27 protein-coding genes, 1 tRNA gene and 1 pseudogene are annotated in these 26,445 nt (G+C 71.0%); 9 read left to right on the top strand and 20 right to left on the bottom strand.

Going from position 1 to position 26,445, the window contains the following annotated elements; translation table 11 throughout:
* Positions 1-3 precede the first annotated feature (3 nt).
* From M6B22_RS02765 to M6B22_RS02740, 6 genes are all read right to left on the bottom strand, one after another.
* Positions 4-780: a 2-keto-4-pentenoate hydratase gene (locus M6B22_RS02765; protein ID WP_269444249.1), complete on the bottom strand. Its 777-nt coding sequence runs from the start codon at positions 778-780 to the stop codon at positions 4-6.
* Entirely contained in the window at positions 777-1,802 is a 1,026-nt protein-coding gene (gene dmpG, locus M6B22_RS02760) for a 4-hydroxy-2-oxovalerate aldolase (RefSeq protein ID WP_269444248.1), read from the bottom strand. Before dmpG ends, M6B22_RS02765 begins: the two co-directional genes overlap by 4 nt.
* Positions 1,799-2,707, bottom strand: coding sequence for an acetaldehyde dehydrogenase (acetylating) (locus M6B22_RS02755; RefSeq protein ID WP_269444247.1), 909 nt, complete (start codon positions 2,705-2,707; stop codon positions 1,799-1,801). Before M6B22_RS02755 ends, dmpG begins: the two co-directional genes overlap by 4 nt.
* Positions 2,708-2,726: 19 nt before the next feature.
* The gene (locus M6B22_RS02750; RefSeq protein WP_269444246.1) at positions 2,727-3,515 is read right to left on the bottom strand and encodes a 2-keto-4-pentenoate hydratase; all 789 of its coding nucleotides are present in this window, start codon (positions 3,513-3,515) and stop codon (positions 2,727-2,729) included.
* A 245-nt stretch (positions 3,516-3,760) separates the two neighbouring features.
* Positions 3,761-5,977, bottom strand: coding sequence for a heavy metal translocating P-type ATPase (locus M6B22_RS02745; protein ID WP_407935626.1), 2,217 nt, complete (start codon positions 5,975-5,977; stop codon positions 3,761-3,763).
* Positions 5,978-6,065: 88 nt separating this feature from the next.
* Entirely contained in the window at positions 6,066-6,272 is a 207-nt protein-coding gene (locus M6B22_RS02740; RefSeq protein WP_269444244.1) for a heavy-metal-associated domain-containing protein, read from the bottom strand.
* A gap of 75 nt (positions 6,273-6,347) precedes the next feature.
* On the opposite strand from M6B22_RS02740, the gene M6B22_RS02735 reads away from it, so the two are divergent.
* Together M6B22_RS02735 and M6B22_RS02730 are read left to right on the top strand one after the other, a co-directional pair.
* The gene (locus tag M6B22_RS02735) at positions 6,348-6,629 is read left to right on the top strand and encodes a metal-sensitive transcriptional regulator (RefSeq protein ID WP_269444243.1); all 282 of its coding nucleotides are present in this window, start codon (positions 6,348-6,350) and stop codon (positions 6,627-6,629) included.
* 33 nt (positions 6,630-6,662) lie between these two features.
* The gene (locus M6B22_RS02730) at positions 6,663-7,652 is read left to right on the top strand and encodes an XdhC family protein (RefSeq protein ID WP_269444242.1); all 990 of its coding nucleotides are present in this window, start codon (positions 6,663-6,665) and stop codon (positions 7,650-7,652) included.
* Between the two features lie 6 nt (positions 7,653-7,658).
* On the opposite strand, the gene M6B22_RS02725 is transcribed toward M6B22_RS02730, so the two are convergent.
* Together M6B22_RS02725 and M6B22_RS02720 are read right to left on the bottom strand one after the other, a co-directional pair.
* Positions 7,659-8,516 carry an HpcH/HpaI aldolase/citrate lyase family protein gene (locus tag M6B22_RS02725; protein WP_269444241.1) on the bottom strand — a complete coding sequence of 286 codons (858 nt, stop codon included), beginning with the start codon at positions 8,514-8,516 and terminating at the stop codon, positions 7,659-7,661.
* The gene (locus M6B22_RS02720) at positions 8,509-9,570 is read right to left on the bottom strand and encodes an HpcH/HpaI aldolase/citrate lyase family protein (RefSeq protein WP_269444240.1); all 1,062 of its coding nucleotides are present in this window, start codon (positions 9,568-9,570) and stop codon (positions 8,509-8,511) included. Before M6B22_RS02720 ends, M6B22_RS02725 begins: the two co-directional genes overlap by 8 nt.
* 142 nt (positions 9,571-9,712) lie before the next feature.
* On the opposite strand from M6B22_RS02720, the gene M6B22_RS02715 reads away from it, so the two are divergent.
* Positions 9,713-10,081, top strand: a complete 369-nt coding sequence (locus tag M6B22_RS02715) for a TIGR02611 family protein (protein ID WP_269444239.1) — start codon at positions 9,713-9,715, stop codon at positions 10,079-10,081.
* Positions 10,082-10,182: 101 nt separating this feature from the next.
* Positions 10,183-10,257, top strand: a tRNA-Val gene (locus tag M6B22_RS02710).
* Between the two features lie 75 nt (positions 10,258-10,332).
* Here M6B22_RS02710 and M6B22_RS02705 read toward each other — a convergent pair.
* The 6 genes and pseudogenes from M6B22_RS02705 to M6B22_RS02685 all read right to left on the bottom strand — a co-directional run bounded on the left by M6B22_RS02705 (position 10,333) and on the right by M6B22_RS02685 (position 14,319).
* Positions 10,333-10,770 carry a PIN domain nuclease gene (locus M6B22_RS02705; RefSeq protein ID WP_269444238.1) on the bottom strand — a complete coding sequence of 146 codons (438 nt, stop codon included), beginning with the start codon at positions 10,768-10,770 and terminating at the stop codon, positions 10,333-10,335.
* Positions 10,767-10,988: a type II toxin-antitoxin system VapB family antitoxin gene (vapB, locus tag M6B22_RS02700; RefSeq protein ID WP_269444237.1), complete on the bottom strand. Its 222-nt coding sequence runs from the start codon at positions 10,986-10,988 to the stop codon at positions 10,767-10,769. The genes M6B22_RS02705 and vapB overlap by 4 nt, the downstream gene beginning before the upstream one ends.
* Before the next feature lie 178 nt (positions 10,989-11,166).
* Positions 11,167-11,508 carry a type II toxin-antitoxin system PemK/MazF family toxin gene (locus tag M6B22_RS02695; protein WP_269444236.1) on the bottom strand — a complete coding sequence of 114 codons (342 nt, stop codon included), beginning with the start codon at positions 11,506-11,508 and terminating at the stop codon, positions 11,167-11,169.
* Positions 11,505-11,712: pseudogene (locus tag M6B22_RS22070) on the bottom strand (antitoxin MazE family protein). The gene M6B22_RS02695 and the pseudogene M6B22_RS22070 overlap by 4 nt, the downstream one beginning before the upstream one ends.
* 67 nt (positions 11,713-11,779) lie before the next feature.
* The gene (locus M6B22_RS02690) at positions 11,780-13,423 is read right to left on the bottom strand and encodes a hypothetical protein (protein WP_269444235.1); all 1,644 of its coding nucleotides are present in this window, start codon (positions 13,421-13,423) and stop codon (positions 11,780-11,782) included.
* A complete protein-coding gene (locus tag M6B22_RS02685) occupies positions 13,420-14,319 on the bottom strand; it encodes an ABC transporter ATP-binding protein (RefSeq protein WP_269444234.1) in 900 nt (299 codons plus the stop codon). Before M6B22_RS02685 ends, M6B22_RS02690 begins: the two co-directional genes overlap by 4 nt.
* A gap of 91 nt (positions 14,320-14,410) precedes the next feature.
* Between M6B22_RS02685 and M6B22_RS02680 the strand changes: the two genes are divergently transcribed.
* Positions 14,411-15,013, top strand: a complete 603-nt coding sequence (locus tag M6B22_RS02680; protein WP_269444233.1) for a class I SAM-dependent methyltransferase — start codon at positions 14,411-14,413, stop codon at positions 15,011-15,013.
* A gap of 23 nt (positions 15,014-15,036) precedes the next feature.
* Here M6B22_RS02680 and M6B22_RS02675 read toward each other — a convergent pair whose 3' ends face one another.
* From M6B22_RS02675 to M6B22_RS02660, 4 genes are all read right to left on the bottom strand, one after another.
* Positions 15,037-16,143, bottom strand: a complete 1,107-nt coding sequence (locus M6B22_RS02675) for a DNA glycosylase AlkZ-like family protein (protein WP_269444232.1) — start codon at positions 16,141-16,143, stop codon at positions 15,037-15,039.
* Positions 16,136-17,407, bottom strand: coding sequence for an RNA polymerase sigma factor (locus tag M6B22_RS02670; protein WP_269444231.1), 1,272 nt, complete (start codon positions 17,405-17,407; stop codon positions 16,136-16,138). Before M6B22_RS02670 ends, M6B22_RS02675 begins: the two co-directional genes overlap by 8 nt.
* Complete coding sequence (locus M6B22_RS02665) at positions 17,404-17,796, bottom strand: YciI family protein (protein ID WP_269444230.1); 393 nt, start codon at positions 17,794-17,796, stop codon at positions 17,404-17,406. The genes M6B22_RS02670 and M6B22_RS02665 overlap by 4 nt, the downstream gene beginning before the upstream one ends.
* Positions 17,797-17,917: 121 nt before the next feature.
* A complete protein-coding gene (locus tag M6B22_RS02660; RefSeq protein ID WP_269444229.1) occupies positions 17,918-18,640 on the bottom strand; it encodes a DUF998 domain-containing protein in 723 nt (240 codons plus the stop codon).
* A 296-nt stretch (positions 18,641-18,936) separates the two neighbouring features.
* Here M6B22_RS02660 and M6B22_RS02655 point away from each other — a divergent pair, with 296 nt between their 5' ends.
* Positions 18,937-20,418, top strand: coding sequence for a glutamate-cysteine ligase family protein (locus tag M6B22_RS02655; RefSeq protein WP_407935625.1), 1,482 nt, complete (start codon positions 18,937-18,939; stop codon positions 20,416-20,418).
* 17 nt (positions 20,419-20,435) lie between these two features.
* On the opposite strand, the gene M6B22_RS02650 is transcribed toward M6B22_RS02655, so the two are convergent.
* Positions 20,436-20,768, bottom strand: a complete 333-nt coding sequence (locus M6B22_RS02650; RefSeq protein WP_269444227.1) for an STAS domain-containing protein — start codon at positions 20,766-20,768, stop codon at positions 20,436-20,438.
* Between the two features lie 269 nt (positions 20,769-21,037).
* Here M6B22_RS02650 and M6B22_RS02645 point away from each other — a divergent pair, with 269 nt between their 5' ends.
* Together M6B22_RS02645 and M6B22_RS02640 are read left to right on the top strand one after the other, a co-directional pair.
* Entirely contained in the window at positions 21,038-22,207 is a 1,170-nt protein-coding gene (locus tag M6B22_RS02645) for an MFS transporter (protein WP_407935624.1), read from the top strand.
* Position 22,208: 1 nt separating this feature from the next.
* Positions 22,209-22,700, top strand: a complete 492-nt coding sequence (locus M6B22_RS02640; RefSeq protein ID WP_269444225.1) for a hemerythrin domain-containing protein — start codon at positions 22,209-22,211, stop codon at positions 22,698-22,700.
* Here the strand turns inward: M6B22_RS02640 and M6B22_RS02635 are convergent.
* On the bottom strand, positions 22,627-23,742 hold the full coding sequence (locus M6B22_RS02635) for an acetate/propionate family kinase (protein ID WP_269444224.1): 1,116 nt from the start codon (positions 23,740-23,742) through the stop codon (positions 22,627-22,629). The genes M6B22_RS02640 and M6B22_RS02635 overlap by 74 nt on opposite strands.
* A gap of 38 nt (positions 23,743-23,780) precedes the next feature.
* Here M6B22_RS02635 and mgtA point away from each other — a divergent pair, with 38 nt between their 5' ends.
* The gene (gene mgtA, locus M6B22_RS02630) at positions 23,781-26,396 is read left to right on the top strand and encodes a magnesium-translocating P-type ATPase (protein ID WP_269444223.1); all 2,616 of its coding nucleotides are present in this window, start codon (positions 23,781-23,783) and stop codon (positions 26,394-26,396) included.
* Positions 26,397-26,445 lie beyond the last annotated feature (49 nt).

Raw genomic sequence — 26,445 nt, 5'->3', positions numbered from 1 at the left:
GCGTCAGCGGCAGGCGAGCTCGATCGAGCCGAGCCGGTCGTAGCGGGCCGTGATCACGTCGCCCGGCGCGACCGCGAACGCTTCGGTGAGCGCGCCGGACAGCACGACCTGGCCGGCGCTCAGCCCGCGATCGCGTGCAGCCAGCGCGCGCACCAGCCACGCCACCGACGCGGCCGGGTGGCCGAGCACGGCGGCGCCCGCGGCCGTCGCCACCAGCCGCCCGTTCTTCTCCAGCACGACGCCGGTCAGGCGCAGGTCCAGCCCGGCCGGCGACGTGCCCTGGCCGCCGAGCAGGAACGCGGCGCCGGACGCGTTGTCGGCAGCGACGTCTGGCAACGTGAACGAGTAGCCCGAGTAGCGCGAGTCGAGCACGTCGATGGCCGGGAACACCGCCTCGGTGGCGGCCAGCACGTGCGCGGCGGTGACGTGCGCGCCCCGAAGGTCGGTGCGCAGCAGGAACGCGACCTCCGGCTCGCAGCGCGGCTGGATGAACCTGTCGCACACGAGCGGCTGGCCGACGTCCAGGGCCATGTCGCTGGTGAGCCAGCCGTAGATCGGCTCCTCGACCTTCATCTGCTTCTGCTTCGCCGCGCTGGTCAGCCCGAGCTTGGCGCCGACGACGGTGTTGCCGCGCGCCACGCGTTCGGCGATCAGCGCGTCCTGCACCGCGTAGGCGGTCGCGACGTCAAAGGCACCCGACGTCGTCGTGAGCGCCTCGATGCCGGTGCGCTCGTCGACGGCCCGGATCAGCCGCGCCGCCAGCTGCTTCGGCTCGCTCACTTGTTCGCGGCCAGCTCGAGCGCCACGTCGATGATCATGTCCTCCTGGCCACCGACGACGCCGCGCTTGCCCAACTCGATCAGGATCTGCGCCTGCGAGACGCCGTAGCGCTTGGCGGCCCGCTCGGAGTGCAGCATGAACGAACCGTAGACGCCCGCGTAGCCGAGGATCAGCGCTGCCCGGTCGACCATCTGCGGGCGGTTCATCGCCGGCCGCACAACCTCCTCCGCCACGTCCACCATCGTCATCGTGTCGACGCCGGTCGCGACGCCCATCCGGTCGCACACCGCGACGAACACCTCGGTCGGGCAGTTGCCCGCGCCTGCCCCTGCGCCGCCGGTGCAGGCGTCGATGTGCAGGGCGCCGTGATCGAGCGCGGTCAGCGAGTTCGCCACCGACAACGACAGGTTCTCGTGCGCGTGCAGCCCGACCGGTACGTCCAGGCCGCCGACCAGCGTCTCGATGCGCTCGGTGACCGTCTTGGTGGTGAGTGCGCCCGCGGAGTCGACGCAGTAGACCACGTCGGCACCGGACTCCTGCATGATCAGCGCCTGGCGCAGCAGCTCGTCCGGGCTGGTCATGTGCGCCATCATCAGGAACCCGACGGCTTCCATGCCCAGTTCCTTGGCCATCCCGATGTGCTGCTCGGCGATGTCGGCCTCGGTGCAGTGCGTCGCGATCCGCGCGACCTGCACGCCGGCGTCCTTGACCGCCTTGAGATCGTCGGCCACGCCGATGCCCGGCAACAGCAGGCAGGCGATCTTGGCCTGCTTGGCGGTCTCGACGGCGCGGCTGATCAGCTTCATCTCGTCGGTGCCGGAGAACCCGTAATTGAACGACGAGCCGCCGAGCCCGTCGCCGTGCGAGACCTCGATGACGGGCACGCCGGCGCGATCGAGCCCGGCGACGATGTCGATCGCCTGCTGCTCGGTGTACTGGTGCGCGACGGCGTGCGAGCCGTCGCGCAGCGTCGAGTCGGTGAGCCGGAACGCCGGCTTGGCCGCGGTGGCTGGTGCGCTCACTTCGATGCTCCTGCGAGGTGGTTGGCCTTGGCCTCGCCGACGGCCATCGCCGCGGCGGTCATGATGTCCAGGTTCCCGGCGTAGGTGGGCAGGTAGTCGCCGGCGCCCTCGACCTCGAGCAGCACGACGACGCGGTGCGGGACGACTCCGCCGGGCGTGTTGAACGGCCCCTCCTCGATCGTCACCGGGTTCTTGAGCCGGTACCCGGGCACGTAGTTGGCGACGTCCTTGACCATCTGCTCGACCGAGTCGACGACGGCCTCGTGATCGGTTCCCTCCGGCAGCGCGGCGAACACCGTGTTGCGCATCAGGATCGGCGGGTCGGCCGGGTTCAGGATGATGATCGCCTTGCCGCGCTCGGCGCCGCCGATCTCCTCGAGCGCACGGGCCGTGGTGCGGGTGAACTCGTCGATGTTCTTGCGGGTGCCGGGCCCGGCCGACACGGACGAGACGGTGGAGACCATCTCCGCGTAGGGCACGGTCGCAGCGCGGCTGACCGCGGCGACGATCGGCGTCGTCGCCTGCCCGCCGCACGTGATCATGTTGACGTTCGGGGCGTCCAGGTGCGCGGTGAGGTTCACTGTGGGGACCACCTTGGGGCCGCGCGCCGCAGGAGTCAGGTCGATCGCCCCGATGCCGAGTTCTTCGAGGATCTTCGCGTTGCGCACGTGCACGTAGGCGCTCGTCGCGTCGAATACCAGGTCCACCTCGTCCGGATGCTGCTGCACCCAGTCGATGCCGGTGTGCGGCGCCTCGATGCCGAGTTTTCGCGCGCGGGCCAGGCCGTCACTGTCCGGGTCGATGCCGACGAGCGCGACCAGCTCGAGCACCTCCGAGCGCCTCATCTTCATCATCAGGTCGGTGCCGATGTTGCCCGAACCGATGATCGCGCAGCGTGTTGTCATGGGTTGCCTTTCGTGGTGATCAGACGACGCGCAGGCCGACCGGGCCGAGCCGGTCGAACTCGGCACGGAACTGTTGCCCGGCGGTGATGTCCAGCGCGGCGTGCAGGGCGCCGGTCATGACGAACTGTCCCGCCTGCAGCGAATCGCCCACGGTGTGCAGCGTGTTCGCCAGCCAGGCGACCGCGGCGAGTGGGCTGCCGAGCGCGGCGGCACCCGCGCCGGTGGCGACGAGTTCGCCGTCGCGGGTGAACGCCATGCCGATCAGGCGCACGTCCAGCCCTTCGGTGGGCACGACGTTCGAGCCGAGCACGATGGCGCCGCTGCTGGCCAGGTCGGCGATGGTGTCGGCGAGCTTGATCTTCCAGTCCCGGATGCGGCTGTCGACGATCTCGATCGCGGCGACGGCGCCGCCGACCGCGCGGGCGGCGTCGACGGCGGTGCAGTCCGGGCCGGCCAGGTCGGCGCTGAGCACGAGCGCGATCTCGGCCTCGACGCGCGGGTGGATGAAGTCCGCGACCGCGATCTCGGCGCCGTCCTGGTGCACGTGGCTGGCCAGCACCGGGGCGAAGTCGGGGGAGTCGACGCCGAGCATCTGCTGCATCGGTGCGCTGGTGAGCCCGAGCTTGTAGCCGACGACGCGGTCACCCCCGGCGAGCAGCCGGGCGACCAGGTCCTGCTGCACGCGGTAGGCGTCGGCCATGTCCATCGCGGGGTGGTCATCCGTCAGGGGCTCGATCGGCGTGCCCGACCCGCGGGCGGCATGCAGCGCCGCGCCGAGATCGCGCACCTGCTCGTCGGTGAGGCTCACTCGGCCTCCTTCGTCGGCCGCAGAGACGTTGCTGTGCTCGATGGTGAGCTCGCAAGCTCGCTCACTCGGCCTCCTTCGTCGGCCGCAGAGACGTTGCTGTGCTCGATGGTGAGCTCGCAAGCTCGCTCACTCGGCCTCCTCTCCGGTTGTCCGTTGGCCCCGACGCTAGGCCATCGGCCACCGGCGCCCACGTCCGCCGTTCCACTCACCGGAACATTTCGCCGGCTGCGGGGACGACTCGGAGGTCAGGGCCGGAAGCGGCGCAGCCGCAGCGAGTTGGTCACGACGAACACCGACGAGAACGCCATCGCCGCCCCGGCGATCAGCGGGCTGAGCAGCCCGGCCGCGGCAACCGGGATCAGCACCACGTTGTATGCGAACGCCCAGAACAGGTTGCCCTTGATCGTGCGCAGGGTGCGGCGCGACAACCGGATCGCGTCCGGAGCCGCGCTCAGGTCGCCGCGCACCAACGTCAGGTCGGCCGCCTCGATCGCGGCGTCGGTGCCGGTGCCCATCGCCAGGCCGAGGTCGGCCTGGGCGAGCGCGGCGGCGTCGTTCACGCCGTCGCCGATCATCGCCACCACCCGTCCGCTGTCCTGCAGTTCCCGGACGGCGTCCACCTTCCCCTCGGGCAGCACGCCCGCGATCACGTCCGACTCGTCGATGCCGACCGAGCGGGCGATCACCACCGCGGCCGCCCTGTTGTCGCCCGTGAGCAGCACCGGCCGCAGCCCGAGGGTGCGCAGCTCGGCGATCGCGTCGGCGCTGGTCGCCCTCACCGCATCGCCCACGACGCACAGTCCGCGCACCGCGCCGTCCCACGCGACGAACACGACAGTGTTGGCCTCGCCCTCCGCGGCGGAGGCTGCGTCGTCGAGTTCGGCCACCGGAGTCAGCCCCCGCTCGGCCAGCCAGCTCGCCCGGCCGACGGCGACGCGACGCCCGGCCACCGTCCCGCTCACCCCGAGCCCGGCCGCGTTCGCGAATCCGTCGACCGGCGCGAGTGCACCGAAACGCTCGCGCGCCGCTGCCGCGATGGCCGCGCCGATCGGGTGTTCGCTCGCAGCCTCGAGGGCGCCGGCCAGTCGCAGCAACTCGTCCGGGTCCACGCCAGCGACGGTCCGCACATCGTTCAGCGTCATCCGCCCGGTGGTGACGGTGCCGGTCTTGTCCAGCACCGCGGTGTCGGCGCGGCGGGTGTTCTCCAGCACCTGCGGGCCCTTGATCAGGATGCCGAGTTGCGCGCCCCGGCCGGTGCCCACCAGAAGCGCGGTGGGCGTGGCCAGCCCGAGCGCGCACGGGCAGGCGATGATCAGCACCGCGACCGCTGCGGTGAAGGCGTGCACCGGATCGTCACCGACCGCGAGGGTGATGATCAACGTGCCGAGCGCGATCAGCAGCACGATCGGCACGAACACGGCACTGATCCGGTCGGCCAGTCGCTGCACCGGCGCCTTGCCGGCCTGCGCTGCGACGACGAGCCGGGCGATCTGCGCCAGCCGGGTGTCGGCACCCACGCGGGTGGCCCGCACCAACAGACGCCCGCCGGCGTTGATCGTGGCGCCGGTGACGCTGTCGCCGGGGCGTACCTCGACCGGCACCGGTTCGCCGGTCAGCAGGCTCTCGTCCACCGCGGACGATCCCTCGACGACGATCCCGTCGGTCGCGACCTTCTCGCCCGGCCGCACCACGAAGGTGTCCTCGACCCGCAGGTCGTCGATCGGCACGCGCGACTCGATGCCGTCGCGGATCACGGCGACATCCTTGGCGCCCAAGTCGAGCAGCGCCTTGAGCGCGGCGCCGGAACGCCGCTTGGCCCGCAGTTCCAGGTACCGCCCGGCGAGCAGGAAGACGATGACCGCCGAGGCCACCTCGAGGTAGATCTGCGCGGAACCGTCGCCGCTCGCGGAGGTCAGTTCGAAGCGCATCCGCATTCCGGGCATGCCGGCCTCACCCCAGAACAGCGCGTACAGCGACCAGCCGAATGCCGCCAGGGTGCCCAGCGAGATCAGCGTGTCCATGGTCGCGGCGCGGTGCCTGAGGTTCGTCCAGGTGGCCACGTGGAACGGCCGGCCGCCCCACACCACGACCGGCGCGGCAAGGGTGAGCGAGAGCCACTGCCAGTTGTCGAACTGCCACGGCGAGACCATGGCGAGCACGAGCACCGGCAGGGTCAGCACCGCCGACACGAGCAGCCGGTGGCGTAGGTCGCTCAGTTCGGTGTCCTCGGGCTCAAGCGACCCCGGCGACCCCGGCGACCCCGGCGCGACGGTGCCGGCCGCGGCCGGCACACGCGCCGTGTAACCGGTGGCCTCGACGGTGGCGATGAGTTGCGCCGTCCCGACGCGGTCGGGGTCGAAGCGCACGCTCGCCTGCTCGGTCGCGAAGTTGACGTCCGCGTGCACGCCGTCGAGGCGGTTGAGCTTCTTCTCGATCCGTGCCGCGCACGACGAGCAGGTCATTCCACCGACGTCCAGCACCACGCTGGATGTGCCAGCCGCAGTGCCAGCCGCAGTGCCTGCCGCAGTGCCGGTCGGCTCGCTCACCGGATCAGGCTCCTGCCAGTTCGTAGCCTGCTTCGTCGACGGCGGCACGGATCTGCTCGTCGGTGAACTCGGTTCCGCTCACGGTGACCCGGCCCGCTGCCAGGTCGACGTCGACCGAGTCGACCCCGCTCAGGCTGCCGATCTCGCTACGCACCGCCTTGACGCAGTGCTCGCACGTCATCCCGCTCACCGTGTACGTCTTGTCCGTCATCGCTGTCCTTTCTCGGTCCTCTTACCGAACTATACCCACGGGGGGTATAGTTGCAAGTAACGAAGGGATCGCAGCATGCACGGCTACACCGAGAACAAGGACGCCTACCTCAAGCGCCTGCGCCGGATCGAGGGGCAGGTGCGCGGCATCGCCAAGATGGTCGACGAGGACAAGTACTGCATCGACATCCTGACCCAGGTCAGCGCCGCGACCAAGGCGCTGCAGTCAGTGGCACTCGGCCTGCTCGAGGAGCATTTGGGCTCGTGCGTGGTCGACGCCGCGCGCGCCGGCGGTCCCGAGGCGGACGAGAAGGTCCGTGAGGCCGCCGATGCGATCACCCGGCTGGTCCGGTCATAGGCACGGCCGGTCCTGCGGACTAGATTCGGCCACATGGATGCGGTAGTCCGCCAGATCGCAAGCTGGCAGGCCGAGCGCCGGCCGGTGACCGTCGTCAGGCTGCTCGCGGTGCGCGGTGTCAGCGGCCACGACAGCGTCCCGCTGGCCGCTTTCACGCCGGGCGAGCCCGCCGCGGGACGCGTTCTGTCCGGCGCGCTGGACGCGCTCGTCGCCGCCCCGGTCGAGCGCGGGCAGCTGCTGGAGCTCAAGGTCGACGACGCGGCGGCCGACCGCTGCGGCATGTCGTGCGGCGGAACCGCCCAGGTGCTCGTACAGCCCGCGGACGAGCTTCCGCAGGAGGCGTGGCGGCTCATCGCGGCGCGGGAACCGGTCTGCCTGGTGACCGACCTCGACGGCGAACGCGCCGCGGCGACGCGCGTCTTCACGCGCGCGACGATCGGCGAAATCGCCGCCGGCTACTCGAACCTGGCGCGGTTGTTCGCGCGCGGCACGAGCGAGGGGGCCGTGCTCGACGGCGTCGCGGCGACCGCGATCTGGCCCGTCCCGCATCTGGTGATCGTCGGCGACGGGCTGATCGCAGATGCCCTGGTCGCCTCGGCGCACCTGCTCGGCTGGAGCACCGAAGTCGCGAACGATGCGGGCGCTGCGGACCAGGTCGGGCAACTGGCCTCGTGTGACGGCGTCGTGGTGCTCAGCCACGACCGGGCGGTCGACGGACCCGTCCTCGCGGCGGCGCTCGCGGGAGATGCCGGCTACGTGGGCGCGCTGGGTGCCCGGCACACGCAGAGCGCGCGCGCCGAATGGCTGGCCGCGCACGGCGTCACCGATCTCGCGCGCGTCCATGGCCCGGCCGGCCTCGATCTCGGTGCGCGCACGCCCGCGGAGATCGCGGTCGCGATAACGGCCGAGATGCTGGCGGCGCGGTCCGGCCGGGCACCGGCGTCGTTGCGTGAGCGGAGTGGGCCGGTGCACGACGACGGCCTCAACGCGCCTCCGCCGCGGTACCCGCTCTCGTCCGGGTAGCCGCCGTCAGCCGACCGCGTCAGCGAGCGCGAGCACCCGCCGCGCGTCGGCGACGTGCAGGTTCTCGATCAGCTTGCCATCGAGCGTCGCGACACCCCTGCCTTCGCGAAGCGACTGCTCGAACGCGGCGATCACCGCGTGTGCATGCTCGACGTCCTGCGCGGACGGGGCGAACGCGGCGTTGCACGACTCCACCTGACCGGGATGGATCAGCGTCTTGCCGTCGAAGCCGAGCACCCGGCCCTGGCGGCACTCCGCGGCGAAACCCGCCTCGTCCTTCACGTCGTTGTAGACGCCGTCCAGGATCGTCTTGCCGTGTGCTCGCGCGGCCAGCACGCACTGGGCGAGGGCGTGCACCAGCGACGTCCGCCCCGGTGTGTGCAGGGCGCGCAGTTCGCTGAGCAGGTCGTTGGTGCCCATCACGAACGTGGTCAGGCGTGGCGTCGCGGCGGCGATCTCGGCCGCGCGCAGGATAGCCGCCGGTGTCTCGATCATCGCCCAGATGGCGAGCTGTTCCGGCGCTCCGGCGGCGAGCAGTGACTGCTCGACGTGCCGTACGTCCTCGGCCGAGTTCACCTTGGGCACCACGACCGCGGCGGGCCGTGCGGCGGCCGCAGCGCCGATGTCATCGGCGTGCCACTCGGTGGCCAGCCCGTTCACCCGGATCGTCACGACCCGGGTGCCGTAGTCACCGGACGCGGCGGCCGCGCAGACCTGGTCGCGGGCCGTTGCCTTCGCCTCGGGCGAGACCGCGTCCTCCAGATCGAGGATCAGCCCGTCCGCCGGGATCGTCTTCGCCTTCTCCAGCGCCCGCGCGTTCGAGCCGGGCATGTAGAGCACCGAGCGCAGCGGGATCTCACTCATCGCCGGCTGCCGCATACGAATCGGCCAACTCCGGATCCAGCTCGGCGAGCGCCTCGGCGAGGTCGACGACCACCTTGCACTGCTTGACGGTGGCGTCGTCCTGCATCTTGCCGTCGATCATCACCGCGCCGGTGCCGTCGCCCATCGCGTCGATCACCCGTCGGGCCCACCGGACGTCCTCGGCGGACGGGCTGAACACCTTGCGGGCTATGGCGATCTGCGCCGGGTGCAGGCTCCAGGCACCGACGCAGCCGAGCAGGAACGCGTTGCGGAACTGGTCCTCGCAGGCCACCACGTCGGCGATGTCGCCGAACGGTCCCCAGTACGGCAGGATGCCGGCGGCGGCGCATGCGTCGACCATGCGCGCGATGGTGTAGTGCCACAGGTCCTGCTGGAAGGTCGGTCGCGTGCCCTGGATCTCGCCGTCGACGGGGTCGGTGCGGACGAGGTAGTCGGGGTGCCCGCCGCCGACCCGCGTGGTCTTCATCCGCCGGCTGGCCGCCAGGTCCGCCGGGCCGAGCGAGATGCCTTGCATGCGCGGGCTGGCCGCCGCGATCTCGTCCACGTTGGCAACGCCCGCGGCCGTCTCCAGGATCGCGTGCACCAGGATCGGACGGTCCAGGCCGGCCTTGGCCTCGAGCTGGGCGAGCAGCCGGTCGATGTAATGGATGTCCTCCACGCCCTCGACCTTCGGCACCATGACCACGTCCAGCTTGTGGCCGATCTCCGGAACCAGGGTGGTCAGGTCGTCCAGGATCCACGGCGAGTCGAGGCTGTTGATGCGCGTCCACAACTGGGTCTGCGCGAAGTCGGTGTTCTTGGCGATCTGCACGAGGCCGGCGCGCGCGGCTTGCTTCCGATCCGCCTGGATCGCGTCCTCGAGGTTGCCGAGCAGGACGTCGACCTTGCCTACCAGTTCGGGAACCTTCGCGGCCATCCGCTCGTTGCTCGGATCGAAGAAGTGGATCATCCGGGACGGACGGAACGGGATCTCCTGGACCGGCGCGGGGGCGCCGAGGGCCAGCGGTCGGAAGAAGGCTTTCGGATTGCGCATGACTCTCCATCCGTATTGCGGGGCTGGGCAACGCTATCGAGCACCCGCGCGGCTGCGCGACTTGCTGGGAGCCGAAACACACCGCCTGGCGGACTCGTGAGCGCCACGTCACCGGCCGCATGAGCGCCTCCGCGCCGGTCGCATGAGCGCCTCCGGGGTGCGCCGGCTGGCGGACCGGCTGGACGGGGCGCGCATGCGGATCCGCGCGCTGCCGGGCGGCACCATCGCCTGGCGGGTGCTCGTCACGCTCGTCGGCGTCGCCATCATCGTGCTCGGAATCATCCTGCTGCCGCTGCCCGGTCCCGGCTGGCTGATCATCTTCGCCGGCCTGGGTCTGTTGGCAACGGAGTACGCGTGGGCGTCGCGCCTGCTGCAGCGCACTCGCAGGTACGTGCTCGCCTGGACGAGGTGGGCGGCGCGCCAGTCGCTGTTCGTGCAGTTCCTGATCGGGCTCGCCGGGCTGCTCGTCGTCGGCAGCGCGCTGTGGCTCGCCTGGTGGCTGGTGTCGTGAGCCGCTGAGCCGACGATCGTCATGCAATTGCGGGGTCCCGGCCCCGCGGTCGCATGACCATCGTGCCGTGTAGTCTGACGTGGCTTCACGACGCGCGCGTCGGGCGATTAGCTCAGCGGGAGAGCACTGCCTTCACACGGCAGGGGTCACTGGTTCGATCCCAGTATCGCCCACCACCCACAAGTCCGGATTTCAGCCGGATGTGTGACGTGGTTTAGCGAGATTCACACTCGGCAATGAGGTTCTAGTCCTCAGGTCGAGTGTGGCTGTGCGAGCCGGAGTCGTTCGGTTGGCTGCTGGGTCACGCCGGCGATTAGCTCGAAATCCTTGTCGACATGAAGCACCACCAGCCCAGCCAGTTCAGCGATCGCGGCGATGATCAGATCTGGAACGGATGGCGCCCGGTGATGTCCGAGCCCCGCGAGCGATTCTTGGACCTCGATGGCGCGTGTCTCGATTCTAGGAGTCGCGTTCTCGATAGGCATCGCAGCGACAGGCGGTCTACGCAATTTGGCTCGAAGATCATCTGCCGATCTCGCGGAGAATCCGACCTCCAGGATCGTGACAGTGGCGATCCGCACGAGTCCTCGATCAATACGAGAGATCCACTCTGACGCGTCCAGGCTCTCACTCAGACGAACGAGCGCTGACTTGTCGATGAGCCAGCGCCGCGTCTCCGCAGCGGTCACTCCCACGCCTGCCGCATGACCTCTGACTCAGCGAGATCGCTGAATGTCTGGGTGAACCACCGCAGGTCGTCCATCGTGACGGGCACGGTCGACCGCATCGCGTCCTGTGCGAGCTGGCGACGCAGGTACTCGTTGCGCGACAGCCCGAGCTTCGTTGCATGCGACTCGACCGCCGCAAGGACGTCATCGGGCACGTCGCGAATCAGCACATCTGACATCAGGCCACCTCCCTGCGATATCTGATGCTATCACCTTGAGATGCGGGTGCCGACCAACCTACCTGCGAGTCCGATACCTGGTCCGCCTACCAGCACAGGTCGGTTCGCATGAGGGTAAGTAAGGCCCACCACCTAGAAGTGCGAATCTCGGCCGGATATGTGACACGCCGGCAGCGAATCAAGTGGCTTGCCGGCTGTTGGCGATTCCGACGAACGTAACCACCGCTCGGTTGAGCCGGACGATGTCGGCGTCGTCGAGTTCGCCGATACGTTCACTTAGCTTGGCCCGTCGAACCGTTGTGATCTTGTCGACCATCAGCCTGCTGGTAGCACTGAGGCCGGTCGCCGGAGTGGCTTCGACGACGAGGCGGAACAAGGGCGCGTCGGTCGGATCTGTGGTGAACGGGCAGAGCGTGATGGAGTCGGTATCAAACCGATCGTCCTGAACAATGACCGCCGGTCGGGACTTGCCGGCGTGGTCAGGTCCGCCAGATGCCGTCCAGATTTCTGCCCGTCTCACTCGCCCGGCCACTCGGAGATCGCGTCAACGAAGTCCTGATCGGCGTCAGCTGTGTGGCTGGCGGCCACTAGGCGAGCCTGCCGATGCGCCTCGGCAGTGAATTCGGGTGAGCGGACATCCGGAAACCCAGATCTGGATCGGGCGTAGCGCCTGAGCCCGTAGGCGAGCACGATGGGCGCGGACTCGTCTCCGCGTATCGGACACGTTGACGGCTGCCGCGAGCCGCACAGCCGCCTGCTACGCACAGACGCCTGCTACGCACAGACGCCTGCTACGCACCGCGCAGATCGCGCCGTGCGAAAGCGACGACGCCCGCGATCGCGGCCGCGAGCCCGATGGCGGTGATGACCGCGACGGCGGCCGGCGTCATCGGCTCGCCGGGCAGCCGTGCCAGGTGATGGAACGGGGACAGGCCGAGCACCGCGTCCGGCCAGGCGAGCGCGGCGCCGAACGTGTCGAGCAGGTAGCCGAGCACGGCGAGGGTGACGGGTACGACCACGGTCAGTTCCGGGGCGATGCCGAAGGTCAGCACCGCGAGGCCGGTGAACAACACCAGCAGCGGAACAGTGCCGAGCAGCGGCTCGATCACCTGCCAGGTCGTTACGGGGGCGTCGACCGCGCGGGTGCCGGCCCAGAGGGCGGCGGTCGTGGCGGCGGCCAGCAGCAGCGCCGCCAGCAGCGCATGCGCGGCCGTGATCGCAAGCCATCGCCAGCGCACCACACCGCGCACCAACAGGTTGTCCAGGCGCCCGTCCGCCTCCTCCTGCCGGGTCGCGCCGACGCGCCAGCCGAGGAAGGCGGCGAACGGGAGCGCGAGGAACTTGGCGATATAGCTCAGGTAGCCGACCGCCGGCACCGACATGTCCATGCCCATCGATTCGAGCATCTTGCGGTACGTCTCGTCGTCCTGGATGAACTCGACCAACGCGCCGGTCATCAACCCGAACACGAACGTGACGACGGCGAGGGTCAGCGCCCAGTAGACCAGCGCTGCCGAGTTGAGCCGCCAGCCGAACCCGGGCGCGCTGCCGAGCAGCCGGAAGCTGGACCGGTGGCTGCGTGCCGCGCGCAGCAGCGCGCTGCCCGTGTCGCGACCGCCACACACTGCCAGCGCGACGCCGCCGAGGATCACCGCCGCGGCCACCGGCGCGAGCAGCCAGGTCCAGTCGTTGTCGGAGAACGGCCGAAGACGCTCCACCCAGCCGAACGGGGCCACGGTAAGCAGCCAGATGCGCCCATCGGCGCTGTTCGCGACGACCCGCACGACGAACGCCGCGGCGAGCAGCCCGAGCCCGACCGAGACGGCAGCGCGGCGTGGTGCGACCACTTGAGCCACCAGCGCGCCGAGAGCGGCGGCCACGGCGCACAGCGCGCCCAGCCCGATGCCCCACAAGACCGCGCTGGTCAGCGACTCGCCCAGCGCGACGAAGGGAAGCGCCGCGGCCACCCCGACGCCGGCCGCAGCGGCGGCCAGCGCGGCCAGGTGCGCGGCAAGCGCCTGCCGCGCGGTCAGCGGCCGGGACAGCACGAGTTCGGCACGGCCGCAATCCTCCTCGCCCCGGGTCAGCCTGATCGCGGTGAGCAGGGCCCAGCAGCCGACGATGACCATCAACATCCAGCCGCCGTCCCACACGGCGAACCCGCCCGCCGTGTCCACACCGCTGGGAACGCCCTGCATCATCCGCACCGCCGTGGACGTCGACAGCTCGAGCAGCTTCTGTCGTGACGCCTCGTCGGGATAGGCGCCGCGGAAGACCAGCACCTCGATCGCCATGTAACCGGCCGCGGTCAGCCAGATGAGTGACGCGCCGCGGCGGATCAACCGCCAGGACATCACGAACCGGGGCCCGAACCGGAGCTCTGGCCCGGCCGCGGGACGCAGCGGGGTCGCCGGAGCGCGTGCCAGCGTGGTCATCGGCGGTCCTTCACCCCGTAGAACCCGAGGAAGACCTCCTCCAGGTCCGGCTCACGGCTGCGCAGCGACACCACCGGACGCCGGCCGAGTTCGGCGAGCAGCGGCTGGGGCGAGCCGTGAACCGAGACCCGCACGGCGCCGTCCACGCGTTGTTCGGCCACGACGCCCGGGACGTCGCTGAACGAGGGCACCGGCCCGTCCATCACGATCTCGAACACCGCGACGTCCCTCTGTCGCAGCGCGTCGAGCGTGGCGACCTCCACCAGTCGGCCGCTGCGCAGGATCGCCACCCGGGTGCAGATGTCCTCGACCTCGTCCAGGATGTGCGAGGAGAGGAACACGGTCTGGCCCCGGGCCGCGGCCTCGCGGACGATCTGCTGGAACTCCGCCTCCATCAGCGGGTCCAGCCCGGCGGTCGGCTCGTCGAGGAGCAGTACGTCCGGCCGATGCATCAACCCGGCCACCAGCGCGACCTTCTGCCGGTTGCCCTTGGACAGCGTTCGGATCCGCCGGCTGGGATCCAGGTCCAGCCGGAGCAACAGCTCGTCCAGGTACGCCTGGTCGACCCCGCCGGAGAGCCTGCCCAGCAGGTGCAGTGCCTCCAGACCGGTCAGCTGCGGCCACAGCGCGACGTCCCCGGCCACGTAACCGAGGTGCTGGTGGGCCCGCGCGACGTCGTCGACGGGTACGCCCAGCACCCATGCGCGTCCGGCACTCGGGTGGATCAGATGCAGGAGCAGCCGGATCGTGCTGGTCTTGCCGGCCCCGTTGGGGCCGAGGAAGCCGAACACCTCGCCGCGCTCGACGGTGAGGTCGAGATGATCGAGCGCGAGCACGTCACCGAAGCGCTTGGTCAGCCCTTCGGTTCGGATTGCGGGCGTGCACGACATGGACATCGCGGCCTCCTAGCCGTCCACTACGACGCTAGGTACCGCGCGGATACCGCAAACACGGCCATTGGTCCCGCCGGTGGCTAACCTGGCGGACATGAGTGCCACGCCACGCTGGTTCAGCGACCACGCCGCGGACCACTCCGCCTGGTACATCGACCGGTTCCGCAAGATGGCCGCGGACGGTGCGGATCTCGCCGGCGAGGCGCGCATGGTGGACGCCATGGTGGCGCGCGGCGCGCGCATCCTGGACGCCGGCTGCGGGCCGGGACGGGTCGGCGCCGAACTCGCCGCGCGCGGCCACCACGTGGTCGGCGTCGACGTCGACCCTGAGCTGATCGCGGCGGCCGAGGCCGATCACCCCGGACCGCGCTGGCTCGTCGCGGATCTGGCCGAACTGGACCTGGCCGCGCTCGGCGAGCCGGAGCCGTTCGACGCGGCGGTGATCGCCGGGAACGTCATGGCGTTCGTCGCGCCCGGAACCGAGCCGGCGGTGCTCTCGCGCGTGGCCGCGCACCTGCGGCCGGACGGGTTCGTCGTGATCGGCTTCGGCCTCGACCGCGGTTACCCGCTGGACGACTTCGACGCCCACGCGCGTGCGGCGGGTTTGCTGCACGAGCACCGCTTCGCCACCTGGGACCTGCGCCCGTTCGCTGACGAGGCCGACTTCGCGGTCACCGTGCTGCGCCGGCCACGCTGACCGGTGCGATCAAGGCGGTGCGATCAGGAGGGCAGGACGAGTTCGAGTTCGAGCCACTCGGCCAGGTCGGCGATCTCGGCGTGGATCGCCTCGGCCATCGCGGCGCTGAACGGGACGTCCTCATGGATCGCCTTCACGCGCAGCACGCCGGCCTTGTGGTCGGCGCTCGCATCGAGCTTGCCGACCAGGGCGTCGCCGTAGAGGATCGGCATCGCCCAGAACCCCCAGCGCCGGGCGGCGGACGGCTTGTACATCTCCAGCTGGTAGTCGAACTCGAACAGCTCGACCATCCGCTTGCGGTCGTACACCAGGCGATCCAGCGGTGACAGCAACGCGGCCCGCCCGCCGAACGGCTGCCCGAGCTGCCCGAGCTGATCAGGGTCCACCCGCCATTCGCCCCGGACGCGGTCGACGACCGCGGGCTCGCCCACGTCGCCGACGTCCAGCGGTTCTCCCGGCGTCGCGGCTGCTCGAACCCGGGCGATACCCAGCGACGCCAGCCGGCGCTCGGCCCGGATGCGCAGCGCGTCCGCGAGCGGGACCGGCTCGTCGTCCGGGAAGACCCGCTCGGCCAGGTCCCACAGCCGGTCCCGTCCGCGCCGCCCCGCCGTGGCAACTTCGCCGCGCAACTCCAGGAACTCGAACATCATCGTGACGTTGCGGTTGTCGTTCCAGCCACTCGATTTCCACGGTATTGCGGCGGTATCCGGAACTTCGCGCGAGGTCAACGGGCCCTCGCGCTCGAGCCGGTCGAGGATCTCCCGGCGGAACGCGTCGTTGGCCTGCACCCAGTCCGACTGCGAGTGGCGCCAGCCCGGCGCGCCGCCGGGCTCGCCCCAGGCCTGCATCTCCGCGCGGAACAGCGCGATGTCCTCAGCGGGTCGGATCAGCATGCGAAACTCGACCAGCGCCCCGCCTCGCAGCGCGGCGGTAAGTTCGTCGCGGTAGTACGCCGAGCCCAGCCGGGTCCAGACCACCAGATCGGCGTTCGGCGCGACGGCGTCGGTGGGGTCGGCCTGCAGCAGCGTCAGCCGGTTGACGGTGTCCAGCAGCCCGGCCGGACGACACGAGTCCAGTAACTGGGCACGCACCGCTATCCGGCGCGCGTCGGTCCGCGAGAGCTCATGCACGAGCGCCACGGTAGGCCCGCGAACCGACGACGCCGGTGAGCGCCGCCGCGCGGCCGTTGAGGTAACGCTGCTCGGGGATGCTGGTCGCCAGTCGCGCGGCCGCTACGTAGGCGGCGCGCGCCTGCTCGCCCCGGCCGGCCAGCTCGAGCAGGTGCGCGCGCACGGCGGGAAGCCGGTGGTTGTGGCGCAGCCGCGGGTCCTGCAGCAGCGGCGCGACCATGGCCAGCCCGGCGTCCGGGCCGTCGACCATGGCCACCGCGACCGCGCGGTTCAGCGTGACGACGGGGTTCGGCGCGATGTCGGCCAGCATCCGGTAGAGCTCGGCAATCTGCGCCCAGTCGGTGTCTTCGGGGCGCTCGGCCTCGGCGTGCACCGCAGCGATCGCCGCCTGCAGTTGGAACGGGCCCACCGGCCCCGAGGGCAGCGCGGCCTCCACGAGCGCGATGCCTTCGGCGATGCGCGGGGTGTCCCAGCGGGCGCGGTCCTGTTCGGCCAGCGGAACCAGCCCACCGTCCGCTCCCACCCGCGCGGCACGGCGGGCGTCGGTGAGCAGCATCAGCGCGAGCAGGCCGGTGAGCTCGCTGCGCTCCGGCAGCTGCCGGTGCAGCAGCCGGGTCAACCGGATCGCCTCGCTGCTGAGCGAGACGTCGAGCAGGCCGGGCCCGTCGGTGCTGGTGTGACCCTCGGTGAAGATCAGGTACAGCACGTGCTCGACCGCGCTCACGCGGGCGGGCAGCTCGTGCGCGGGCGGCGCCGTGAACCGCGCGCCGGCGGACCGCAGCCGCGCCTTCGCCCGGCTGATCCGCTGCGCCATGGTGGCCTCCGGGACGAGGAACGCGCGGGCGATCTGCGCGGTGCGCAGCCCACCGGCGGCGCGCAGGGTGAGCGCGACCTGCGCGGGCAACGGCAACGCGGGGTGGCAGCACAGCAGCAGCAACCACAGTGAGTCGTCGCCGGCGGCCGCGACGTCGGCGCCCGGGACCACGAACTCGTCCGGCGGGGTGCGCCTGGCCGTCGCCTGCTCGCGTTCGGCGCGGGCGTGATCCGCGCGCCACCGGTCGACCAGGCGTCGCGAGGCGACCCGCACCAGCCAGGCCGTCGGGTCCGCAGGTTGTCCTTCGGCCGGCCAGTGCCGGGCCGCCGCGAGCAGTGCATCCTGCAGCGCGTCCTCGGCGGCGTCGAAGTCGCCGTAGCGGCGGACCAGCGCGCCCAGGACGTGCGGCGCACACTCGCGCCACACGTCCTGCGGATCGCCCGGGATCATTGGTCGTCGGCACCGGGCCACATCGCCGGACGCAGCTCGACCGTGCCGCCGGGCTGGGCGAAGTGTGCCGCGATCTGCTCGGCACGCTCGCGGGTGCGGCAGTCGATGAGGAAGAAGCCGGCCAGCTGCTCCTTCGTCTCGGCGTAGGGGCCGTCGGTGGCCAGGTTCTCCGGCGGGTTCCAGCGGTACAGCGTGGCCGTGGCCGGGTCGGCCAGGGCCTCGGCGGTGACCAGTTCGCCGGACGCGGAGATCTCCTGCATCAGTGCGTCGAACTCGCGGTCCATCCGCTCGTGCTCCTCCGCGGGCAGGGCACGCCCCTCGTCGGTCAGCAGCTGGGTGGGATGGCCCCATGGTCGGGGGTTGCTGTGGATCAGGATCACGTAGCGCACGGGTGTCTCCTTGGTCGGTCCGGGCGGCGGTGTGCCGCGATGACTTACAGAGGACGGAGGCGTGCGGGCAACCTCGACAGCGAGCCGGGCTCAGCTAAGCAGACCTCGGGCGCGGGGGTGTTCAGGCGGCAGCGGCCAGCGGGGCGTCGGCGGTCTCGACGACCAGCGCCGCCTCGTCCTGCCGGTAGCAACGGCAGCCACGCCAGAGCCACACCGTCAGCAGCAGCGCGGCGAGGATCTCGCTGCCGGCCAGCGCGCGTTCCACGACACCGCCGACGTGCCAGACGTGGCTGCGGTCGGTGAAGGCCATGATGCTGCCGCCGAGCAGCGCGACGAACCAGATGCTCGCGCCCCTGGCGAGCCAGCCGGCCACCCGCGGCAGGCCCGAGCAGCCGACCCGCATCCGGTGTCGCCGGGCGAGCAGCAGCGGCGCCACCGGCAGCCCGGCGAACGCAGCCATGGCGGCGACCCAGTGCAGTTCCGCGGCCGGGGTGAGCGCGCCGTCCGGGAGCGTCCGGTTCGGGAAGAGCACGACGCCGGTGAGCGCCAGGCAGCAGCCGGCGGTCACCAGCACCGGCAACGACACGCGGGACAGCTCGCCGGCTGCGACGAGGGCGGCGAGCAGGCACAGCAGCCCGACGATCAGGGCGAGCACGCCGCCGTTGAACAGCCAGCCGGCCGGGGTCAGCGCGTAGTTGCTCAACGGGACGGACACCGGGTTGAGCCGCCGGCTGACCGGCAGGACGTGCAGGCTGACGAACGCGCTCACGCAGCACAGCACGGCCACAGCCGACACCGCCGACAGGGTGCGCACCACCCGGGTACCGCCTACCGCAGGCTGCATCGCCGCGCTCCTTCGTGCAGACGCAGGCATCGCGACGCGTGGGTGGACGGCAGTGGGGAACACCGCCCCGCGGCGACCTGCGTTATCAGTTCGTTATCCGATGGTTACCCAGTCGCGACCTTCCGCTATCGTCTCGCCGGGGGCGAAGAGCGCCACGAGAGCGCCGAGAGCGCCGAGAGCGCCACGAGCGCCGAGAGCGCCACGAGCGCCACGAGCGGTGCGGGCGTCGCGCCGGGAGCACCGCGCATGCCACGCTGTAGGGCAGCCGTGGACTCGATGCCGTGCGGGAGGTGGCAGTGGGCGAGGACGTGCCGAGCCGGGAGTTCACCCGCGCCGACCGGCAGGCCTACCGCACCAAGGTGCGCACCTGCCTGGACGTGTTCGCCCGGATGCTCGCCGAGTCCAAGTTCGACTTCGAGCGACCGATGACCGGGCTGGAGATCGAGTTCAACCTGATCGACGACGCGCAGGACCCGGCCATGCGCAACGCGCGGGTGCTCGGCGCCATCGCGAACGACGACTTCCAGACCGAGCTCGGCCAGTTCAACATCGAGATCAACGTGCGGCCGCGCGCCCTCGGCGGCACCGCGTTGGACGAGCTCGAGGCCGAACTGCGCGACAGCCTGAACGAGGCGGAGAAGCGGGCGCGCGGCGAGGGCGCGCACATCGTCATGATCGGCATGCTGCCCACCCTGACGGGCGAGCACCTCACCGGCGAGTCACTCAGTGCCAACCCGCGCTACCGCCTGATCAACGAGCAGATCTTCGCCGCGCGCGGCGAGGATCTGCACATCGCCATCGAGGGTGCCGAGCGGTTGTCGGTGCACGCGGACACCATCGCGCCGGAGGCCGCGTGCACGTCGGTGCAGTACCACCTGCAGGTCAGCCCGCAGGAGTACGCGGCACACTGGAACGCGGCGCAGTGCCTGGCCGGCGTGCAGGTCGCGCTGGGGGCGAACTCGCCGTTCCTGTTCGGCAAACAGCTGTGGCGCGAGACGCGGATCGCCCTGTTCGAGCAGGCCACGGATACCCGTCCGGAGGAGCTCAAGGCGCAGGGCGTGCGGCCGCGGGTGTGGTTCGGCGAGCGGTGGATCACCTCGATCTTCGACCAGTTCGAGGAGAACGTGCGCTACTTCCCGGCGCTGCTGCCGGTCACCGAGGACGAGGACCCGGTTGCCGTCCTCGCGCGCGGGGACACCCCGCAGCTCGGCGAGCTGCGGATGCACAACGGAACCGTCTACCGGTGGAACCGCCCGGTCTACGACGTGTACCGCGGCCGCCCGCACCTGCGCGTCGAGAACCGGGTGCTCCCCGCCGGGCCGACCGTGGTCGACGTGCTGGCCAACGGCGCGTTCTACTACGGCGCGCTGCGCATGCTGGCCGCGGCGGACCGGCCGATGTGGACGCAGATGTCCTTCCAGGCGGCCGAGGACAACTTCGAGTCCGCCGCGCGGCTCGGCATCGGCGCGCACCTCTACTGGCCCGGGCTCGGCGAGGTGCCGGTGACCGAACTGGTGCTGCGCCGGCTGCTGCCGCTCGCCCATGAGGGGCTGGCCGCGTGGGGTGTGGATGCCGCGGTCCGCGAGCGGCTGCTCGGCATCATCGAGCAGCGCTGCATCACGGAGAGCAACGGCGCCGAGTGGCAGGTGCGGACCTTTCACGCGGTCGATGACGCCCGGCAGCCCCTGGACCGCCGCGACTCGTTGCGCGAGATGCTGCGCCGCTACGTCGAGCTGATGCACAGCAACCAGCCGGTGCACACCTGGCCGATCGACTGACCGCTGCGTCCACGCGATCACGATTCGGTGCGCAACACGTCCCCGAGCCCGGTGACCTCGATCAGCTGGCGCACCGCCGTCGACGGTTCGCGCAGGAGCACTGCCTTGCCCGAGCTGCGGGCGCGCAGCAGCACCGCGATGGCCGAGCTGTCCAGGAACTGCACGCCGGACAGGTCCACGACCAGTACGTCGACGTCGCTGCGGGCCAGCAACGGGAGCAGCGCGCGTTCCAGCGCCGGAACGTTGGCCAGATCGACCTCCCCGCGAACCGTCACCAGCGCGACACCGTCGCTGACGGTGGACCTCGTCACCAGCTGGGCAGACTCCGGGCCGTCCTTCACACCTGCCATCTCATCCCCAGCACTGCGACGTCGTCAACGGCGCCTTGGCGGCGCGCTGGTCGGGACTTTCGTCCCGCGCAGTCGGGACGATTGCTGCGACTGGCAGGCACGCGGGCAGCCGAGACTAGGTGTGCAGCTGGCGCAGGCCCGCGTCAGGACCGCGGGCCCGCGCCACTGGACGACTTGGACTCCGACCAACTAGGAGAGACGTGACCGCCCAGCTCAGCGACACCGCACCGTCGCGGAACGCATCTGGAGCCGCCACCCGGCCCGCCCTCATGCTCGGCCTCGCCACGCTCGGCTTCGCGCTGAACTTCTGGGCCTGGGCGCTGCTCAGCCCGCTCGGCGTGCACTTCAAGGCCGTGCTGCACCTGAGTTCCTTCCAGCAGGCGCTGCTCGTGGCCGTGCCCGTCATCGTCGGCTCGCTCGGCCGCATCCCGGTCGGCGCACTCACCGACCGGTTCGGCGGCCGGATCATGTTCCCGCTGATCTCGTTCGCCACCATCGTCCCGGTGCTGTTCATCGGCGAGTGGGGCTACCGGTCCTACGGCGCGCTGCTGGTGGGCGGCTTCTTCCTCGGGCTCGGCGGCACCACGTTCGCCGTCGGCGTCCCGTTCGTGAACGCCTGGTTCCCCCCGAAGCGACGCGGCTTCGCCCTCGGCGTGTTCGGCGCGGGCATGGGCGGTACCGCGATCAGCGCGCTCACCACCGTCAAGCTGATGAACGCACGCGACATCCACGCGCCGTTCCTGCTCACCGCCGCGGTGCTCGCCGCGTTCGGCATCCTTGCCGCGATCGTGCTGCGGGACGCCCCCGACCGGGTGCGGCCGAGCGAGCCACTGGCCCGTCGCCTGCGCGCAGCGGCCCGGCTGCGCGTGACCTGGGAGCTGTCCGCGCTGTACGCGGTCGCGTTCGGCGGGTACGTCGCCTTCGGCGTCTACCTGCCCACCTACCTGAAGTCGGCCTACGGGCTCACCCAGCAGGACGCCGCGAACCGGATGGCCGGGTTCGTGCTGCTCGCGGTTCTGGCCCGTCCGATCGGCGGTTGGCTGTCCGACCGCATCGATCCCAGCCGGGTGCTCGCGCTCGCGTTCGGTGTGGTGGCGTGCAGCGCGCTGCTCCAGGCGAGCACCCCGACGCTCGCCCCCACCGGAACCATCGCGTTCTTCGCCATGGCCCTCGCCCTCGGCGCCGCATCCGGCGCGGTGTTCGCGCTGGTCGCCCGGCGCGCACCCGCCTCGATGGTCGGCTCGGTCACCGGCGTGGTCGGGGCGGCCGGCGGGCTCGGTGGGTTCGTGCCGCCGCTGGTCATGGGCAGCGTCTACAGCCGCTACGGCAGCTACGCCGGCGGGCTCGCCGCCCTCGCGGTCGTCGCCGCCGGCTGCCTGCTGTTCTGCGTCGTGCAGAGCCGGGCGAACGCGGTTCGCCCGGCGGCCGAGCGAGCTTGAGATGTGCGAGTACTGCGGCTGCCAGGACATCCCCGCCATCGCCGAACTCACCGCCGAGCACGACCGGTTGCGCGGGCTGAGCCGTGATCTCATGGACGCCTGCGAGACGTGCGACCTGGACGTTGCGCGTGGGCTCGCCGGCGAGATGCTGCGCGTGCTGGGGCCGCACACGGCGGTCGAGGAGGACGGGCTGTTCCCGGCGCTCGAAGCGGAGTACGGCAACTACGTGGCAAACCTGGAGACCGAACACCAGCGGGTCCACGCGGCGCTGGAGAACCTGTTCTTCGTCGCGCCGCCGGCCAGTTGGCCGGCGGACACCATCGCGGTGCTCGACCTGCTCTTCGAGCACATCCTCAAGGAACAGGACGGGCTGTTCCCCGCAGCCCTGGCCACCCTCGACACGAAGGGTTGGGACGGAATCATCGCGGCCCGGCGGCGGGCCACAGCACTCGACGCGTCTCTCGTGCGATCTGCAGGTCCTCTCGCGCGGTGATCACCAGCGTCCGGGCGCGCGCGGATCTCGAGCTGACGTCGAGATCGCGACCGGCAGAGGCGTTCAGCTCTTCGTCGATCGCGATCCCGAGATGATCCAGCCGCTCCGCAACCGCCGCCCTGATCGCCGGGGCGCGCTCGCCCACGCCGCCGGTGAACGCCAGCGCGTCGACTCCGCCGGCCGCCGCGGCCATCGCCCCGATCGAGGTGACCAGCCGGTGCAGATACACCGCCAGGGCGAGCCGCGCCCGAGCATCGCCGGCCGCGGCCTGCCGCTCCACCACGCGCATGTCGGCGGAACCGGCCAGCGCGAGCAGGCCCGAGCGGTGTTCGAGGGCGTCCGCGATCTCGCGCGGCCGCAGCCGCTCGTGCTCCTCCAGCCAGAGCACCAGCCCGGGATCGATCGCGCCGGACCGGGTGGCCATCACCAGACCGTCGAGCGGCGTGAATCCCATGGTGGTGTCCACGCACCGCCCGTCCACCACGGCGGCGAGCGAGGCCCCGGCCCCCAGGTGGCAGGTGATCACGCGCAGCCCGGAGCGCTCCAGAATCTGTGCCACCCGCGCCGAACAGTAGGCGTGCGAGAGGCCGTGGAAGCCGTACTTGCGCACGCCGTACCGGTCCTGCCACTCGCGCGGCACCGCGTAGGTGTAGACCGAGTCGGCCATCGTGCTGTGGAACGAGGTGTCGAAGCAGGCGACGGCGGGGACGCCCGGCAGCGCGGCGGTCACCACGTCCAGTGCGGCCAGCGACTTGGGCTGGTGCAGCGGCGCGAGGTCGGTCAACCGGCGCAGCGCCGCGGTCACGTCCGGATCGATCCGGACCGCAGCCGAGAACTGCGCGCCGCCGTGGACGATGCGGTGGCCGACGGCCGCCGCCCGGGCACCGCTGTCGGCCCGCAGCCGCTCGAGCGCCGCGTCCAGCTCGCCGTCCGCCAACCGGTCGACAGCCGGCAGGTCCGCGGCAGCGAGCAGTTCGTCGCCGGCGCCGATCTGGCGCAGCTTCAGGCTGCTGGATCCGGCGTTGACCACGAGAACATCCACGCTGTCGACCCTGCTGCATACCGGCTGGTCACGGCAAGATGACGACGCCGTCGCCCGACCTCGACGTGAGCTCGGCGGCCACGCTGCCCGCCGAGCAGGTCGCCGAACGACTCGGGACGACCGAGCGCGGCCTCACGAGCGCGCAGGTGCGCGAACGGCAACTGCGTTACGGCCAGAACGCGGTGGCCTCGCACCGGACGCGTGCCCTGGTCGTGCTCGGCAGACAACTGCGCTCGCCGTTGCTGTTCCTGCTGGTCGCGGCCGCGGCCGCCTCGTACTTCGTCGGCGAACGCTCCGATGCGGTCATCATCGCGGTGATCGTGACACTGTCGGTCGGTCTCGGCTTCGGCAACGAATACCGGGCCGAGCGCGCCGCCGAGTCCTTGCACTCGCAGGTGCAGCACCGCACGTTCGCCGTTCGTGACGGCGGTGCGGTCGAGGTCGACGTTCGCGAGCTGGTGCCCGGCGACATCGTCGAGTTGCGGCTCGGCGACATCGTGCCGGCCGATCTGCGGCTGCTCGCCGTGACCGCGCTGGAGTGCGAGGAGTTGGTGCTGACCGGCGAATCACTGCCGGTGCCGAAGTTGCCGGGCCCGGTTGCTCCCGGAACATCGCTCGCCGAGCTGACGTCGTGCGCGTTGATGGGCACGGTGGTGCACGCGGGCACCGGGCGCGGTGTGGTCGTGAGCACCGGCCCGCGCACCGAGTTCGGCCGGATCGCGGTCGGCCTGAGTACCCATCATCTCGACACCGAGTTCCAGGTCGGGCTGCGGCGCTTCTCGATGCTGCTGGTCTACGTCGCGGCGGTGCTGACGACCTCGATCTTCGTGGCCAACGTCGCGCTGCACCGACCGGTCATCGACGCGTTGCTGTTCTCGCTCGCGATCGCCGTCGGCATCACGCCGCAACTGCTGCCGGCGGTGGTCGCCACGAGCCTGGCGGCCGGGTCCCGACGGATGCGTCGGCGCCGGGTGCTGGTCAAGCGGCTGGTGTGCATCGAGGATCTCGGCGACGTCGATCTGCTGTTCACCGACAAGACCGGCACGCTCACGGACGGTCGGATCAGCTTCATGCGCGCGGTGCCGGCGCCCGGTAGCGACGCGTCGGCCGTGTTGCGCTGGGGCCTGTTGTCGACGGACGTCGGTGCGAATGCGCTGGACGACGCGCTATGGACCTCACCTGCTGCCGCGGCCGGGCGGGACCTGCTGGACGGGTACCGCCGGCTCGACACGCTGCCGTTCGACCATCAGCGCCGGCTGGTGTCGATGATCGTGGCGGACGCCGCTGGCACGCGGACGCTGGTCACGAAGGGCGCGCCGGAGACGGTGCTGCAGCGCTGCGTCGACGTGCCTGACGCGGCGCGTGCAGCGCTTGCCGCGGAGTTCGCCGCAGGCAATCGCGTGGTCGCGGTCGGGCTGCGTCCCGCGCCCGCCGAGGGGATCCCGATCGCGGCTGCCGAATGTGAGTTGGAGTTGGTCGGCCTGCTCGTCTTCCTCGATCCGCCCAAGGCGGGTGCCGGCGCGGCGCTGAAGCGGCTCAGCGATCTCGGTGTCGGGGTCAAGGTGCTGACCGGCGACAGCGCGCCGGTGGCACTCAAAGTCTGTGCCGACCTCGGGTTGACCGGCGGTGGTGCCCTGTCCGGCACCGACCTGGACTACCTCGACGATGCCGGGCTCGCCGCCGCGATCGCGACGACGACCGTATTCGCCAGGGTCAGCCCGGAGCAGAAGGCGCGGATCGTTCGAGTACAACGGCGCTCCGGCGGCGACGTCGCGTTTCTCGGCGACGGGGTCAACGACGCGCTCGCCCTGCACGCGGCCGACGTCGGGATATCGGTCGACTCCGGCACCGACGTCGCCAAGGACGCCGCCGACGTCATCTTGCTGGAGAAGGACCTGGACGTGCTGGCCGACGGGGTGGCCGAAGGGCGGCGGATCTTCGCCAACACGATCAAGTACGTGCTGATGGGCACGTCCAGCAACTTCGGCAACATGTTCAGCGCTGCCGGAGCATCGCTGTTCCTGCACTTCCTGCCGATGCTGCCCTCGCAGATCCTGCTCAACAACCTGCTCTACGACGCCGGACAACTGGCCATCCCGACCGACGACGTCGACGAGGAGCAGCTGCGCCGGCCCTCGCACTGGGACCTGGGGCTGATCCGCCGTTTCATGCTGGTCTTCGGTCCGATCAGCTCGATCTTCGACTTCGCGACCTTCGCCGTGATGCTGTGGGTCTTCGACGCCGGCCCGGCCGAGTTCCGCTCCGGCTGGTTCGTGGAGTCGCTCGCGACGCAGAGCCTGGTGGTGTTCGCGATCAGGACACGGCGGGTGCCGTTCGTGCGCAGCCGGCCGAGCCTGCCGTTGACGCTGACAGCGCTCGGCGCGGCCGGTATCGGGGCGCTGTTGCCGCTGACCCCGCTCGGCCACGTGCTCGGGTTCTGGGCCCTGCCGATGGGATTCTTCGCGACGCTCGCCGCGATGGTTGTGGTGTACCTGGTACTGATCGAGTTCGGCAAGCGGCTGTTCTACGCGCACGAGCGTGCGGAGGTTCCGCCGCACGCGCCGAAGCCGGGCCGGCACCTGCGCCGCCGCGCGTCCTACTTCAGCACCGCGAGCCGCGATCGGTCACCCGGCCCCGGCGATGCGACACGGTGATGGTCTCGGGCATCGGGATCGCGGACAGGTGCGTCCGACAGCAAGGCCG

It is taken from the genome of Jatrophihabitans cynanchi, assembly GCF_027247405.1.
Taxonomy (GTDB): Bacteria; Actinomycetota; Actinomycetes; order Mycobacteriales; family Jatrophihabitantaceae; genus Jatrophihabitans_B; species Jatrophihabitans_B cynanchi.
This window is presented reverse-complemented; position numbering and strand designations above follow the sequence as displayed.